Genomic DNA, 12,919 nt, shown 5'->3' with positions numbered 1-12,919 from the left:
GGCCGGTTCCGGCTGCCCCTCTTGCCCGGCGCGGCAATTCATGATCCACACGGCCGGGGCGTCCCGGGTCACGGGCCGTCCCCGGCCTCCCGGCCCGGGTCGAGGGCCGCGGTGGTCGTCATCTGGTCCGCGCCGATGAAGTGGCGGAGCAGCAGCAGGCCCGCCGCGTGGGCCTCGGGGCCGTGGTGGCTGGCGCAGGCGTCCTCGACCAGGTGCGGTGTCAGGCCCCGTTCGAACGCGCCCACCGCCGTCGCCAGGACGCAGGCGTTGGTCGCGATGCCGCACAGGTAGACGTCGCGCCAGCCGCGCGCGGAGAACAGTTCCGCGCCCGCCGGCGCCGCGAACAGGCTGTAGCTCGTCTTGTCGATGACCGGGACGTCCCCGGCGTACGGGCGCAGCCCGTCGACGAGGTCGGTCTCCGGCGGCCCCATGAACCGGGACCAGCGCAGCAGACGGACGTAGGGCGAGCCCGGGCGGTTGACGAAGCGGGTGAGGACCACGTCCCCGCCCGCCTTCCGCCAGCGCGCGACCAGGTCCACGACCGTGGGCACGACCGGCGCCGTCGCGGCGTTGACGAAGCCGCGCTGCATGTCGATGACGACCAGGACGGCGTTCCCCATGACGGGTGTCTCCCCGCCACCGGCGGGCGGCTACCGTCAGGCGGCCGGGATCGCGGCGGCGTGGCGCAGCCGGGCCTCGTCGAACCGGCGCAGGACCAGCCGGGCCAGCGCGTCGTGCGCGCCCAGCGGCGGCGTCACCGCGTCGGCCCCCGCCTCCAGCATCCGCTCGTGGAACAGGCCGGGGGCCAGCAGGTAGGAGGCCACCTTCACCCGGGACGCGCCCCGGCGGCGCCGCTCGGCGACCAGCTCGGCCAGCCGCGGGCCCTCCGCCGCCACGAACCCGTACGGGACGGGCCGCCGCAGGCGCCGGGCCAGCAGCCGCGCCGCCGTGCGGACGTCCGCCACGCCGGCCGGGTCCGAGGAGCCCGCCGCGCCCAGCACCACCGCGTCCGAACGCCGCAACGGCCCCAGGTGGTCGGCCAGCGTCGCGGTGAGCAGGGCGTGCGGCCCCAGCGGGCGCGCGGTGACCGCGTGCGGGTGCACGCGCTCCAGGCGGCCCGGGATGTCGACCAGCGCGTGGTATCCCCGCGCCAGCAGGAGCGGCACCGCGACGACCGGGCCGTCGAGGCCCGTGACCGCCTCCTCCAGGACCGGCTCGGAGATCTCGGCGTACGCCTCGACCACGTTCAGCCAGGGACGCAGCCGCCGCACCCGCTCCAGCAGCGCCCGGACCGTCTCCGGTCCCTCGGGGCGGCGGGTGCCGTGGGCCACCGCCACCAGGGTCGGCGCGTGCTCCCCGCACATGGGCCCGCTCGTGAACTCAGCCATGGGCGTCCGCCCGCAACGGCTCGACGGCGCGCGGGTCGCACGCCAGCCGGTAGCCCCGCTTGACGACCGTCTCCACGATCCCCGAACGCCCCAGCCCCCGCCGCAGCCGCGCCACCGCCATCTCCACCGCGTGCTCGTCGGCCTGCGGGCGCGCGTCCCGCGACCACGCGCCGCCCCCGCCCACCATCCGGCTGGGCAGGACCCCGCACAGCTCGGCCCGCGACACCACGTGCCCGGGACGGCGCGCCAGCGCCCGCAGGATCGCCATCGGCGCGGGCGCGATCGGCCGTAGCTGGCCGTCCAGCACCACCGCGTGCCCGCGCAGCTCCAGCGACGACCCGCGCACCTCGATCCGGCGGGCCCGGCGGCGCGGCAGGTCCGACGACAGCGCCCGGACCAGCGCGCCGATCCGGGCGCGTTCCGGCTGGACGGTCGGCACGTCGCGCTCGGTCAGCGGCTGCGCCGTCACCGGCCCCACGCACGCCGCCACCACGTGCGTCCGCAGCGCCTGGAGGAACGCCTCCTCCAGCCCGTCCTCGGCCGCCACCGCCAGCGTCGCCGACACCGCCGGGGCGCTGGTGAACGCGATCGCGTCCACCGTGCCCGCCACCGCCTGCCCGACCAGCCGCCGCAGCGGCGTCGGGTCGTCGGTCCGCGCCCACCGGTACACCGGGATCTCCACGACCTCGGCTCCCGCCGCCCGCAGCGCCCCGGTGAACTCGGGAAGCTGCTCGCCGTACAGCTGCACGGCGATGCGCGTCCCGCCCAGGTCCTCCTCCAGCAGGTGCTTGAGCACCTCCGCGCAGCTCTCCGACCCCGGCGACCAGTGCTCCTGCATGCCCGCCTGCCGGATCGCGCCGCGCGCCTTGGGGCCGCGCGCCAGGATCCGCACCCCGACCAGCGCCTCGGCCAGATCGTCGTGCAGGCCCCAGCCGTCGGCCGCCTCCAGCCACGCCCGGAACCCGATCCCGGTCGTCACCACCAGGAAGTCCAGCGGACCCGACAGGCACTCGCGCGTGGCGTTCAGCAGCTCCACGTCGTCCGACAGCGGGATCAGCCGGATCGCGGGGGCGTGCACCACCCGCGCGCCCCGCCGCTCCAGCAGCATCGCCAGCTCCTCGTGCCGCCGGGCCGCGGTCACCCCGACGGCGAACCCGGCCAGCGGCTCCCGGTCCGGGCCCGGCTCGCGGTCGGTGCCGAGCTCACGGTCGGTGCCGAGCTCACGGTCGGTGCTCATCGGGGAGCGCCACCTCCACGCGGTCCTCCGCCGTCCGGCGGATCGGGAACGTCGGCAGCGCCACCCCGGGATCGTCCAGGCACACCCCGGTGCGCAGGTCGAACACCTGCTTGTACATCGGCGAGGCCACGGTCGGCGCGCCCCCGCGCGTGCCCAGGATCCCGCGCGAGATCACCTGGGCGCCGCTGAAGGGGTCCAGGTTGCCCAGCGCGTACAGGTCCCCCTCGAAGGTGCGGAACACCGCCACCTGCACGCCCGCCACCAGCGCGCACGCGCCGCGTTCGGGGATCAGGTCGGTGTAGTGGCACACGTCCCGCCAGACCGGCGCGGTCCCGGCCGGGCGCTGGTCGAGGGTCGGGGTCGTCATCTGGGTCGTCATCGGGTGGTGACCTCCAGGCGGGGGCCGGCGACCAGGACCGGCTTGATCTGCTCGCGTTCGGGGGTGAAGGCGATGCTCGGGTCGGGGGTGTCGGGCGCGTTCACGAACGACACGAACCGCCGCAGCTTGTCGGGGTCCTCCAGGGTGGCGCGCCACTCGTCGGCGTAACCGTCCACGTGGCGGTCCATCGCCGCGTCCAGCTCGGCGCACAGGCCCAGCCGGTCATCGACGATCACCTCGCGCAGGTAGTCGATCCCGCCCTCCAGCGACTCCAGCCACGAGGCGGTGCGCTGGAGGCGGTCGGCGGTGCGGATGTAGAACATCAGGAACCGGTCGATGTACCGGATCAGCGTCTCGTCGTCCAGGTCGGAGGCGAACAGGTCGGCGTGCCGGGGGCGCATCCCGCCGTTGCCGGCCAGGTAGAGGTTCCAGCCCTTCTCGGTGGCGATGACGCCGAAGTCCTTGCTCTGCGCCTCGGCGCACTCGCGGGCGCACCCCGACACCGCCGACTTGAGCTTGTGGGGGGCGCGCAGCCCCCGGTACCGCAGCTCCAGCCGGATCGCCATCGCCACCGAGTCCTGCACGCCGTACCGGCACCAGGTGGAGCCCACGCACGACTTCACCGTCCGCAGCGACTTGCCGTAGGCGTGCCCGGACTCGAAGCCCGCCTCCACCAGCCGCCGCCAGATCTCCGGCAGCTGCTCCACCCGCGCCCCGAACAGGTCGATCCGCTGCCCGCCGGTGATCTTGGTGTAGAGACCGAAGTCGCGGGCGACCTCGCCGATCACGATCAGCTTGTCCGGGGTGATCTCCCCGCCGGGGATCCGAGGCACCACCGAGTAGGTGCCGTTCTTCTGCATGTTGGCCAGGAAGTGGTCGTTGGTGTCCTGCAGCGCGGCCTGCTCGCCGTCCAGGATGTGGCCGTTGCCGAGGCTCGCCAGGATCGACGCCACCACCGGCTTGCAGATGTCGCAGCCGCGCCCGCGCCCGTGCTCCTCGATGAGCCGCGTGAACGAGGTGATCCCCCGCACCCGCACGATGTCGAACAGCTCGGCCCGGCTGTGGTCGAAGTGCTCGCACAGCGCGCGGCTGACCTCGATCCCGGCCGCCGTCAGCTCCGCGTCCAGCAGCTTCTTCACCAGCGGCACGCAGCTGCCGCACGTGCTCCCGGCCCGGGTGCAGCCCTTCACCTCCGCCAGGTCCCGCAGCCCGTCGTCGCGGATCGCGCAGCGGATCGTCTCGGCGGACACGTTGTTGCACGAGCAGATCACCGTCGCGCCCGGCAGGTCCCCGCCGGCCGCCTCGGTGCCGCCGAACAGCGCCTGCTCCGGGCTGCCGGGCAGCTCGGCGCCGACGTAGGCGCGCAGCGTCGGGTACGCCGACGCGTCGCCGACCAGCACGCCGCCCACCAGCGTGCGGGCGTCGTCGCTGACCACCAGCTTCTTGTAGACCCCGGCGACCGGGTCGGTGTAGGTGATGTCCAGCGCGCCCTGGTCGGGACCGGCGAACGGGTCGCCGAAGCTGGCCACGTCCACGCCCATCAGCTTCAGCTTGGTCGACAGGTCGGCGCCCTCGAAGCGGGCGCCGCTGCCGGCTCCGCCCGCCGTGGCCAGCAGGTGGTCGGCGACCACCTCGGCCATGCTGAAGCAGGGTGCGACCAGCCCGTAGACCTGCCCGTCGACCAGCGCGCACTCCCCGACCGCCCAGATCGCCGGGTCGGCGGTGCGGCAGGCGTCGTCCACGACGATCCCGCCGCGCTCCCCCACCGGCAGGCCGCAGGCGCGCGCCAGCTCGTCGCGGGGCCGGATCCCGGCCGAGAAGACCACGACCCCGGCGTCGATCGCCGAGCCGTCGGCCAGCGCGACCCGCGCGACCGCGCCGTCCCCGCCCGCCTCCAGGCCCGCCATCGGGGTCCCGGCGTGCACCCGCATCCCGAGGGCCTCGATGTGGCGGCGCAGCATCGCGCCGCCGCCCTCGTCGAGCTGGCGCGGCATCAGCCAGGGCGCGACCTCCACCACGTGGGTGTCGACGCCGAGGTCCTGGAGGGCGCGGGCGGCCTCCAGGCCGAGCAGGCCCCCGCCGACGACGACGCCGCCGGCTCCCGGCCGCGACGCCGCCAGGGCGGCGCAGTGGCGGCGGAGGGACTCCAGGTCGTCGATCGTCCGGTAGACGAACACCCCGGGCAGGTCGCGGCCCTCGACCGGCGGCACGAACGGCGCGGAGCCGGTCGCCAGCACCAGCGCGTCGTAGGCGATCTCCCGGCCGCTTCCGGTGCGGACCATCCGGGCCGCGCGGTCGATCTCCACGGCCGGGTCGCCGGTGAGCAGTTCCACCTCCCCGTCGTGCGCGGGGTAGGCCAGGTCGGCGTCCTCGGTCAGGTAGGAGGTCAGCGCCACCCGGTCGTAGGCGGGCCGGGTCTCCTCGCCGATCACCGTGATCCGGCAGGAGCCGGTGTCGTCCCGGGCGCGCAGCGCCTCGACCAGGCGATGTCCGGTCGGACCGTGACCGACAACGACCACCTTCATCCGTACGTCCCCTCCGAGGTTCATGCGCCGATCCTCGGAAGGGGCCGTTTCGCGGTTGCGTCCCCTCTGTCACCGCCGTGTTAAAAGGGGCTCACTCCAGGACGCGCCCGAAGTCGGGCCGGTCCCGGCGCAGGGACCGGCCGGCAGGGGTGTACGGGCAGGTCAGACGGCTGACCAGCCGTTGTCGACCGGGAGGACAGCGCCGTTGAGGTTGCTGGCGGCGTCGGAGGCCAGGAACACGATGGCGGCGGCCTGCTCGTCGGCCTCCGACGGCCTGCCGTAGTTGCGGGCGTAGGAGGCCAGGACGGCCGGGCCGTGCCCGTCGGGGTCGGCGGTGACGCGGATGTTGGTGACGGTCCCGCCGGGCGCGATGGCGTTGGCGCGGACGCCCTCGTCGCGGTACATGACGGCCAGGGACCTGGTCAGCCCGACGATGCCGTGCTTGGAGACGGTGTAGGCGGTCCCGGCGGCGCTGCCGCGCAGCGCGGCCTCGGAGGCGGTGAACACCACCGCTCCCCCGCCGGCGGCGAGCATGTGCGGCAGCGCGGCGCGCACCAGCAGGAACGGCGCGGTGAGGTTGACGCGCAGCACGCGGTCCCAGACCTCGTCGCGCACGTCGGCGGCGGCCGACATGTCGTCCATGATCCCGGCGTTGGCGACCAGGACGTCCAGGCCGCCCAGGTCCTCGACGGCGGTGGCGACGACCCGCTGGACGACGGCGGGGTCGCCGAGGTCCCCGACGACCGCGCGGGCCGTGCCGCCCGCGTCCGCGATCAGCTTGACGGTCCCGGCGGCGGACTCGCCGTCCAGGTCGGCGACCAGGACGCGGGCGCCGCGCGCGGCGAACTGGAGGGCGGCGGCGCGGCCGATGCCCGACCCGGCCCCGGTGACGACGACCGTGCGGCCGGCGAAGTCGCTGGTGGTGTTCACTGCTGTGGTTCCTTCACGGTCGTGGCGCCGGTCCGCGCGGCGGACGGCTCCGGCGGGACGGCCCGCCGGGCGGCGGGCCGGGACGGGAGGGCGAGGGCGACCGCCGCCGACAGTGGCAGGCCGGGCGCGCCGTCGATGCCCGTCGAGGAGCTGATCAACGCGATCGAGGCGCGCTGATGCCGAGCGGGATCAGGCCCATGCCCGCGCCCTGCAGGGCCCGGCCGGCCACCATCGGGGGCAGCGAGTCGGCCACGGCGCACAGCACCGACCCGGCGACCAGCGGAACGGTGCACAGCAGCAGCATCCGCCGCTTCCCGTACAGGCCGCCCAGCCTGCCGGTCGCCGGGATGGTCACCGCCCCGGCCAGCAGGGTGGCGGTGGCCACCCAGGAGGCGTTGGCGGCGGGGGTGCGCAGGATCACCGGAAGCCGCCCGATCAGCGGCACCACCAGGGTCTGCATCAGGGCCGCGACGATCCCGGCGACCGCCAGCACCGTCACGGTCCCACCCGGTCGCCGGTCGCCGGGCGGCGGCGGGCGGCGCTCCGGGCGCGGGGACCGTTGTGTCCACGTGGATCTCCTGTCCCGTCCGGACGCCCATCTATATGCACGCTACATACATATGCAGCATACACAAGTTGTGCATCATGCACATCACCGGCTCGGGCGCCCCGCGTGGTATGCATGGCCCGTGAGCACGGACAAGCCGACGCACCTGGTCGAGTACGAGGCGATGCTGCTCGGCAGGCACAGCCATCTGGTCGCCTCCGGCGCCGCCCGCGCGGGCGGGCTGGAGCGCAGCGCCTACATCCTGCTCAGCCGGATCCGCGCCGACGGCCCGATGACCATCCGCCGGCTCAGCGAGGCGTTCGGGCTGGACCCCTCCACCCTCAACCGGCAGACCGCCGCCCTGACGCGCGCCGGGCTGCTGGAGCGCATCCCCGACCCGGACGGGGGCCTGGCCCGCAAGTTCCAGATCACCGTCGAGGGCGACCGCCGTCTCCACGCGCACCGCGAGGAGATCATCCGGGGCCTGGAGCGGGTGATGGCCGACTGGAGCGCGGGCGAGGTGGCCGCGTTCGCCGCCTGCCTCAAGCGCTTCAACACCGACATCGAACGCCTGACCGGCCACCCCTGGCCGCGCCCCTGACGGCCGTATGAGGTCAGGCGCGGCGGAGACGGCTCCGCCGATCCCGCCCGGGTGGGACAGTGGCCGCGACGGGCGACGAAGCCGCCCGGACCCGCGCCCTCCCCCGGAAGGACCGAACGGCCGTGAACAGGCACCCCCGGCCGCCCCGCGTCCGACGGCACCCGCCCGCCGACGCGTCCCCACCGGATGGAGGCGACTGCCGCGGCGCCCGCTGGGCTGGACGCCCCCCGCGCGGGGCCGTCACCGTCCGGGAGTGGTCGCGCGGACCTTCCGCAGGTGGTCCAGCCAGGCCAGCACGGGGGTGGAGGTGAGGCCGTGCAGGCAGACCGAGACCAGGACGGTGAAGGTCACCACCGCCCACAGCGACCGCGCGGAGACGCCGAAGTCGGCGTGGCCGAGGGCGTAGGCCAGGTAGAACAGCGAGCCGATGCCGCGCACGCCGAAGAACGCGATGGTCCGCCGTTCGCGCGGTCCGGCCAGGCCCCGGTGCAGCGACAGCCAGCCGACCAGCGGCCGGACGACCAGCAGCAACAGCAGCCCCAGCGCCGCCCCCTGCCAGGTGAGGTCGGCCAGGCCGCCGGTGGCGACGTAACCGCCGAGCAGCAGCAGGAGCCAGGCCGTGAGCAGGCGTTCGATCTGCTCGATGAAGCCGTGCAGGACGCCGTGGTAGCCGTGGGACCGTTCCGCCGCGCGGATCGCGCAGGCCGTGGTGAACACCGCGATGAAGCCGTAGCCGCCCGCGGCCTCGGCGACGCCGTAGGCCAGCAGGGTGGCGGCCAGCGCCACGAACCCCTCGTTGCGCTCGGCCAGCCGCAGCGAGGTCCGCTGCGCGCGGAAGAACATCCGCCCCAGCAGCCACCCCACCAGCAGCCCGACGACCAGCCCGGCGGCGCACTTGTAGAGCAGGTCCACCGCCAGCCACGTCCCCAGCCACTCCCCCGGCCGGCCGCCCGCACCGGCCAGGGCGACCGCCAGCAGCACCAGCGGGAACGCCAGCCCGTCGTTCAGCCCCGCCTCCGAGGTGAGGCTGAAGCGGACCTCGTCGTCGTCGTGCTCCTCGTCGTCGTGCTCGTCGTCGGGCCCGACGGGTTCGCCGACCTGCACGTCGGAGGCCAGCACCGGGTCGGTGGGGGCGAGCACCGCGCCCAGCAGCAGCGCCGCCGCCAGCGGCCAGCCCAGCATCCACTGCGCCGCCCCGGCCATCGCCAGCGTCGTCACCGGCAGCACCACCACCAGCAGCCGGGCGGTGGACGACCAGCCGCGGCGGCCGAACGGGCGGTTCAGGGCCAGCCCCGCCCCCATCAGCGAGACGATCAGGCACAGCTCGGTGAGGTGCTCGGTGGCCGCCCGCTGCTCCACCGGGTCGGGCGAGGGCAGCGGCAACGGCAGCAGGTACAGCACCACGCCGCTCGCCAGGAACAACACCGGCAGCGAGACCGGAAGGCGGGCGATCAGCCCGGGCAGCGCCGCCGCCAGCAGCGCCGCCGCGCCCGCGACCACGAAGACAAGATCGGTTTCCCCCACGCCCTCCCGCTGCCCATCTCGTCCTCGATCAATCGTTGATGTCGGGTTTCTCACGAGATTCGGCGGCGGCGCCGTCCGGCACGATCATCTGGAGGCGGCCCAGGAGCATCTGGAGCAGCTCCTCCACGACCTCCGCCAGGGTCGCGTCCACCCAGCCGACGGCCCAGTCGTGCATGAGGCCGTTGACCGAGCCGATGAACGCGGCGGCGGTGACGCGGAAGTCGCGGCGCTCGATCTCGCCGCGGTCGGCGGCGTCGTCCAGCTGGCCGCACAGGAAGTCGACCCAGCGGGCCCGGCGGGTGAGGCGCTGGCGGTCCAGACGCGGACTCACCCCGATGATCTCGACGAAGGCGATCCGGGTGTGGCGGGGGTCGCCGGTCGCCCCGGCGGCGTAGGCGCGGAACAGGTGGGTGCAGCGCTCCACCGCTTCCATCCCCTCGGCCTCGGGCAGCGCCGCCAGCACCGCCTGTTCGGCGACGTCGTTGACCCGCAGGTGGAGTTCGGCGAGCAGGTCCTCCAGGGTCTGGAACTCCTCGTAGAACTGGCGGGTCGACAGGCCCGCCGCCCGGCTGACGTCGCTGACCCTGGTGGCGCGGTAGCCGGGCCCCGCCCCGAACAGCTCCAGCCCCGCCGCCATCAGCCGTTCCCGGCGCTCGGCCCGGCGCTCGGCCGCCGACCGGCCGCCGTACCGGCCCTCCGGTGGTGTGATCCTGCCCGACACCGTGCCCCCTGACCGTGCCCTCCGTGCGCGACGCGACGATTTTCCCGCACGGGCCCTTGTGGCGCGGATCACCCTTGCCTACCATCCAGTAACCGCAGTCTGAATATCCGCGTTTTCAAACTGTGCACTCCCCCACTGGAGGACGAGCATGAGATCCCCCACCCTCGCCCGGCTCCGCAGGACCCTGCTGTGCGCCGCCGTCGCCGCCTCGGTGGTCGGCACGGCCGCGCCCGCCACCGCCGCGCCCGCCACGGCCCGCAGCGCGCCGCAGTTGCAGGAGGTGATGTTCGTCGGCAACAACTGGGAGGGCACCGCCGACGTCATCAGGTCGCGGGGCGACTTCGCCCGGATCGGCCGCGTCAACGTCGTCCCCGACAAGGCCGAACGGCTGCGCGAGATCTACGCCAACCCCGTCCGCCTGGCCTACTTCCTGGGCATCCGGGAGACCGTCGGCGAGGGGCACGACCAGTTCGTCGACGACATGTACTCCACCCCCGACGGCCGCGCCATGGTCGTCTCGCGTCCCAGCTTCGCCGACGTGGTCTCCATCGACGTCACCACCGGGCGGGTCAACTGGCGCTTCCCGGTGTCGGGCCACCGCGCCGACCACATGGCGGTCTCGCCCGACGGCACCCGCGTGGCGGTGTCGGCCTCGACCTCCAACACCGTCCACGTGCTGGACATCCGCACCGGGCAGCAGGTCGGCTCGTTCGCCACCGGCGACAAGCCGCACGAGAACGTCTTCACCCGCGACGGCCGCATCTGGAACATGTCCATCGGCGAGGTCAACACCGACCTGGACGCCCCCTGGCTGGACTGGACCAAGGGCGACCGCCGCATCACCGTCGCCGACGCCGCCACCTTCAGGCAGGTCAAGGTCATCGACATGCGGCAGCGGCTGGACGCCTTCGGCCACCGCGAGGCCTCCGACGCGGTCCGCCCGGTCGCCTTCACCCCCGACGAGTCGAAGCTGTACTTCCAGGTGTCGTTCTTCAACGGCTTCTACGAGTACGACGTCGCCGCCGACAGGATCACCCGCGTGAAGACCCTGCCGAAGAACCCCGGCACCAGCGAGGACCGCACCACCTGGGTCAACGACTCCCGCCACCACGGCATCTCCATGAACCCCTCGGGCACCAAGCTGTGCGTCGCCGGGACCATGGACGACTACGCCACCGTCGTCGACCGCGCCACCCTGGACAACGGCCCGCTGGTCACCGCGGCCAAGCCCTACTGGGCCACCGTCAGCGGCGACGGCCGCGCCTGCGTCGTCTCCGAGAGCGGCGCGGACCGGGTCACCGCGATCGACTTCGCGACCGGCCAGAAGATCACCTCGGTCGCCGTCGGCGACCACCCCCAGCGCGTGCGCCTCGCCCACGTCCCGGCGGGCTGGACGGGCCCGTCCACCCGCTAGCGGCGCGTCCGGTCCGGAGGCGTCCCCGCCCGCCTCCGGACCGGACGACTTCGTCGTCCCCCGGGGCCGCGATGAGCTGAACGGCCCGTCGCCCGGTGGCGCGGACGACGGGGTCCGCGAGTGCTCCGTTCGACCTGCGATGTCCGAGGTCGGCTTTCGCGGACGCCGGGCGATCTGGCACTGTTCCTGCCGAGGCGCTGGAGGGATGTGTCGATGGCCGAGGCTCCGGAGGGGACCGCCGCGCGCAAGGGCTGGTCGCTGGTGGTGGTCGGGTGGGTGGGGTTCCCGCTCGTCCTGTTCGTCCTGCTGGCGACGGAGGACACGGCCGGCTGGTGGCGGTGGCCGGTGGCCGTGGTCGGCTTCGGGTTCTTCGTGTGCGTGGCCGTCGGCCTGGTCCGGTTGAAGGTCCACTACCGTGGCGGCCACAAGGCGGGCCTGGTGATCCTCACCCTCTGGGCGGCGTTCCCCGTCCTCGTCCTGCTCCCATTGATCACTCCGGCGCGGACCAGCCGGGTCGAGTCGTGCCGGGTCTCGGAGCTGAAGTCGACGAGGGAGCTCTGGCTCAGGCAGGAGTACCGGGTCGCCTGCCCGTCGGGGACGCGCGAGGTGGTCTACAAGCCCGGTCCGCGCGCGAGGAGGGCCGACAGCAACCGGCAGGTCCACGCCGTCGGCAAGAAGGTCTGGGTCTCCTCCCCCAAGGGCGGTACGGACAACCGGGGCACGTTCGTGCACGGCCCCGACAGCGGCCGCTTCCGCGAGGCCGGCGTCCCTCTCCTCCTCATCCTGGGGCTGATGACGGCCATCGGCCTCTGGCGTGTCCTCTTCGGGCCGAAGCGTCCCGCCTCCCAGGAGGAGGGGCGGCGCCCGCCCGCCGATCCCGCCGACCGGCGTGTGGCGGGCGCCTGACCCCTCCAGGGCCGGTCAGCCCCCGCCGGGCGGGGTGACGACCGCGGTGACGCGGACCTCGCCGCCGTGCCGGAAGACCAGCGTGAACGGCACGGTCCGGCCGGCCCGCAGGGGTTCGCGCGGCTGGATCATGACGTTGACGGTGGCGGGGGTCATCCGCACGGTGGTGTGCGACGGGACGGCGAGCCGGTCCAGCATCTCCATCCGGCCCGCCCCGTCCCGGTAGACGTGCCGGGAGAGCATGGCCGAGGCGGAGAGCGGGGTGCGGACGGCCAGCAGCTCGTCGGGCTGGTCGCCGCGGTTGCGCACGGTGAAGTAGGCGCCGGTCCGCGCGGCGGTGGGCGCCATCACCCGCGCGTCCGTGACCTGCGGGCGCGCGGGCCGGCCGGCCCGGCCGGTGACCGTCCAGGCCGTCAGCAGCGCCAGCGCGGCCGCCCCCGCCGCCAGCGAAGCGCGCACGGTGCTCATCGTCTCCCCTCGCGGAGCAGGCGCAGGCTGTTGCCCGCGACGAGCAGGGAGCTGAGCGACATGGCGACCGCCGCCAGCATGGGGTTGAGCCGTCCGAGCGCGGCCGCCGGGATCGTGACGGCGTTGTAGGCGAACGCCCACGCCAGGTTCGTCGTGATCGTCGTCCGGGCGCGCCGGGCCAGGCCGATCGCGTCGGCCAGGCCCGCGACGCCGGGGCGCACCAGCGTGACGTCGGCGGCCGCGGCGGCGGCGTCGGTGCCGCCCGCGACCGCGACGCCG

General features: G+C 74.5%; 14 protein-coding genes and 1 pseudogene. 4 read left to right on the top strand and 11 right to left on the bottom strand.

The window, feature by feature from the left end; translation table 11 throughout:
• Nucleotides 1-68: 68 nt before the first annotated feature.
• The 6 genes from AKI01S_RS28300 to AKI01S_RS28275 all read right to left on the bottom strand — a co-directional run bounded on the left by AKI01S_RS28300 (nt 69) and on the right by AKI01S_RS28275 (nt 6,459).
• Entirely contained in the window at nt 69-620 is a 552-nt protein-coding gene (locus AKI01S_RS28300) for a cysteine hydrolase family protein (RefSeq protein ID WP_067824602.1), read from the bottom strand.
• 36 nt (nt 621-656) lie between these two features.
• Complete coding sequence (locus AKI01S_RS28295; protein ID WP_245681814.1) at nt 657-1,388, bottom strand: sirohydrochlorin chelatase; 732 nt, start codon at nt 1,386-1,388, stop codon at nt 657-659.
• Nucleotides 1,381-2,625 (bottom strand): uroporphyrinogen-III synthase, encoded by a 1,245-nt coding sequence (locus tag AKI01S_RS28290; RefSeq protein WP_067824600.1) that lies wholly within the window; start codon nt 2,623-2,625, stop codon nt 1,381-1,383. The genes AKI01S_RS28295 and AKI01S_RS28290 overlap by 8 nt, the downstream gene beginning before the upstream one ends.
• Nucleotides 2,609-3,004, bottom strand: a complete 396-nt coding sequence (gene nirD, locus AKI01S_RS28285; protein WP_084000337.1) for a nitrite reductase small subunit NirD — start codon at nt 3,002-3,004, stop codon at nt 2,609-2,611. The genes AKI01S_RS28290 and nirD overlap by 17 nt, the downstream gene beginning before the upstream one ends.
• Complete coding sequence (gene nirB, locus AKI01S_RS28280; RefSeq protein ID WP_084000336.1) at nt 3,001-5,553, bottom strand: nitrite reductase large subunit NirB; 2,553 nt, start codon at nt 5,551-5,553, stop codon at nt 3,001-3,003. The genes nirD and nirB overlap by 4 nt, the downstream gene beginning before the upstream one ends.
• A 138-nt stretch (nt 5,554-5,691) precedes the next feature.
• Nucleotides 5,692-6,459 (bottom strand): SDR family NAD(P)-dependent oxidoreductase, encoded by a 768-nt coding sequence (locus tag AKI01S_RS28275; RefSeq protein WP_067824597.1) that lies wholly within the window; start codon nt 6,457-6,459, stop codon nt 5,692-5,694.
• A gap of 21 nt (nt 6,460-6,480) precedes the next feature.
• Between AKI01S_RS28275 and AKI01S_RS54720 the strand changes: the two genes are divergently transcribed.
• On the top strand, nt 6,481-6,636 hold the full coding sequence (locus AKI01S_RS54720) for a hypothetical protein (RefSeq protein ID WP_369688747.1): 156 nt from the start codon (nt 6,481-6,483) through the stop codon (nt 6,634-6,636).
• On the opposite strand, the gene AKI01S_RS28270 is transcribed toward AKI01S_RS54720, so the two are convergent.
• Nucleotides 6,614-6,958 carry an MFS transporter gene (locus AKI01S_RS28270; RefSeq protein WP_067824594.1) on the bottom strand — a complete coding sequence of 115 codons (345 nt, stop codon included), beginning with the start codon at nt 6,956-6,958 and terminating at the stop codon, nt 6,614-6,616. The two genes, AKI01S_RS54720 and AKI01S_RS28270, sit on opposite strands and share 23 nt — an antisense overlap.
• 190 nt (nt 6,959-7,148) lie before the next feature.
• On the opposite strand from AKI01S_RS28270, the gene AKI01S_RS28265 reads away from it, so the two are divergent.
• Complete coding sequence (locus tag AKI01S_RS28265; RefSeq protein WP_245681813.1) at nt 7,149-7,607, top strand: MarR family winged helix-turn-helix transcriptional regulator; 459 nt, start codon at nt 7,149-7,151, stop codon at nt 7,605-7,607.
• A gap of 240 nt (nt 7,608-7,847) precedes the next feature.
• Here the strand turns inward: AKI01S_RS28265 and AKI01S_RS28260 are convergent, their stop codons facing one another.
• Nucleotides 7,848-9,131: a cation:proton antiporter gene (locus AKI01S_RS28260; protein ID WP_067824592.1), complete on the bottom strand. Its 1,284-nt coding sequence runs from the start codon at nt 9,129-9,131 to the stop codon at nt 7,848-7,850.
• 28 nt (nt 9,132-9,159) lie between these two features.
• The gene (locus tag AKI01S_RS28255) at nt 9,160-9,852 is read right to left on the bottom strand and encodes a TetR/AcrR family transcriptional regulator (RefSeq protein ID WP_067824590.1); all 693 of its coding nucleotides are present in this window, start codon (nt 9,850-9,852) and stop codon (nt 9,160-9,162) included.
• 148 nt (nt 9,853-10,000) lie between these two features.
• On the opposite strand from AKI01S_RS28255, the gene AKI01S_RS28250 reads away from it, so the two are divergent.
• The gene (locus tag AKI01S_RS28250; RefSeq protein ID WP_067824588.1) at nt 10,001-11,266 is read left to right on the top strand and encodes a YncE family protein; all 1,266 of its coding nucleotides are present in this window, start codon (nt 10,001-10,003) and stop codon (nt 11,264-11,266) included.
• 213 nt (nt 11,267-11,479) lie between these two features.
• Nucleotides 11,480-12,172 carry a hypothetical protein gene (locus tag AKI01S_RS28245; RefSeq protein ID WP_067824586.1) on the top strand — a complete coding sequence of 231 codons (693 nt, stop codon included), beginning with the start codon at nt 11,480-11,482 and terminating at the stop codon, nt 12,170-12,172.
• Between the two features lie 15 nt (nt 12,173-12,187).
• Here the strand turns inward: AKI01S_RS28245 and AKI01S_RS28240 are convergent, their stop codons facing one another.
• Together AKI01S_RS28240 and AKI01S_RS51850 are read right to left on the bottom strand one after the other, a co-directional pair.
• Nucleotides 12,188-12,640 carry a copper chaperone PCu(A)C gene (locus AKI01S_RS28240; protein ID WP_067824584.1) on the bottom strand — a complete coding sequence of 151 codons (453 nt, stop codon included), beginning with the start codon at nt 12,638-12,640 and terminating at the stop codon, nt 12,188-12,190.
• Nucleotides 12,637-12,919, bottom strand: a pseudogene (locus tag AKI01S_RS51850) (heavy metal translocating P-type ATPase); the annotation flags it as partial. The pseudogene AKI01S_RS51850 and the gene AKI01S_RS28240, both read right to left, overlap by 4 nt.

The organism is Actinomadura kijaniata NBRC 14229 (genome assembly GCF_001552175.1).
GTDB classification, from domain to species: domain Bacteria; phylum Actinomycetota; class Actinomycetes; order Streptosporangiales; family Streptosporangiaceae; genus Spirillospora; species Spirillospora kijaniata.
The sequence above is the reverse complement of the archived record's forward strand: the minus strand, read 5'-3'. Positions and strand labels throughout refer to the sequence as shown.

Excerpts from the sequence above, each read along its gene's own strand:
- AKI01S_RS28300 (WP_067824602.1), bottom strand. The coding sequence starts at position 620 with ATGGGGAACGCCGTCCTGGTCGTCATCGACATGCAGCGCGGCTTCGTC.
- AKI01S_RS28295 (WP_245681814.1), bottom strand. The coding sequence starts at position 1,388 with ATGGCTGAGTTCACGAGCGGGCCCATGTGCGGGGAGCACGCGCCGACC.
- AKI01S_RS28290 (WP_067824600.1), bottom strand. The coding sequence starts at position 2,625 with ATGAGCACCGACCGTGAGCTCGGCACCGACCGTGAGCTCGGCACCGAC.
- nirD (WP_084000337.1), bottom strand. The coding sequence starts at position 3,004 with ATGACGACCCAGATGACGACCCCGACCCTCGACCAGCGCCCGGCCGGG.
- nirB (WP_084000336.1), bottom strand. The coding sequence starts at position 5,553 with ATGAACCTCGGAGGGGACGTACGGATGAAGGTGGTCGTTGTCGGTCAC.
- AKI01S_RS28250 (WP_067824588.1), top strand. The coding sequence starts at position 10,001 with ATGAGATCCCCCACCCTCGCCCGGCTCCGCAGGACCCTGCTGTGCGCC.
- AKI01S_RS28245 (WP_067824586.1), top strand. The coding sequence starts at position 11,480 with ATGGCCGAGGCTCCGGAGGGGACCGCCGCGCGCAAGGGCTGGTCGCTG.
- AKI01S_RS28240 (WP_067824584.1), bottom strand. The coding sequence starts at position 12,640 with ATGAGCACCGTGCGCGCTTCGCTGGCGGCGGGGGCGGCCGCGCTGGCG.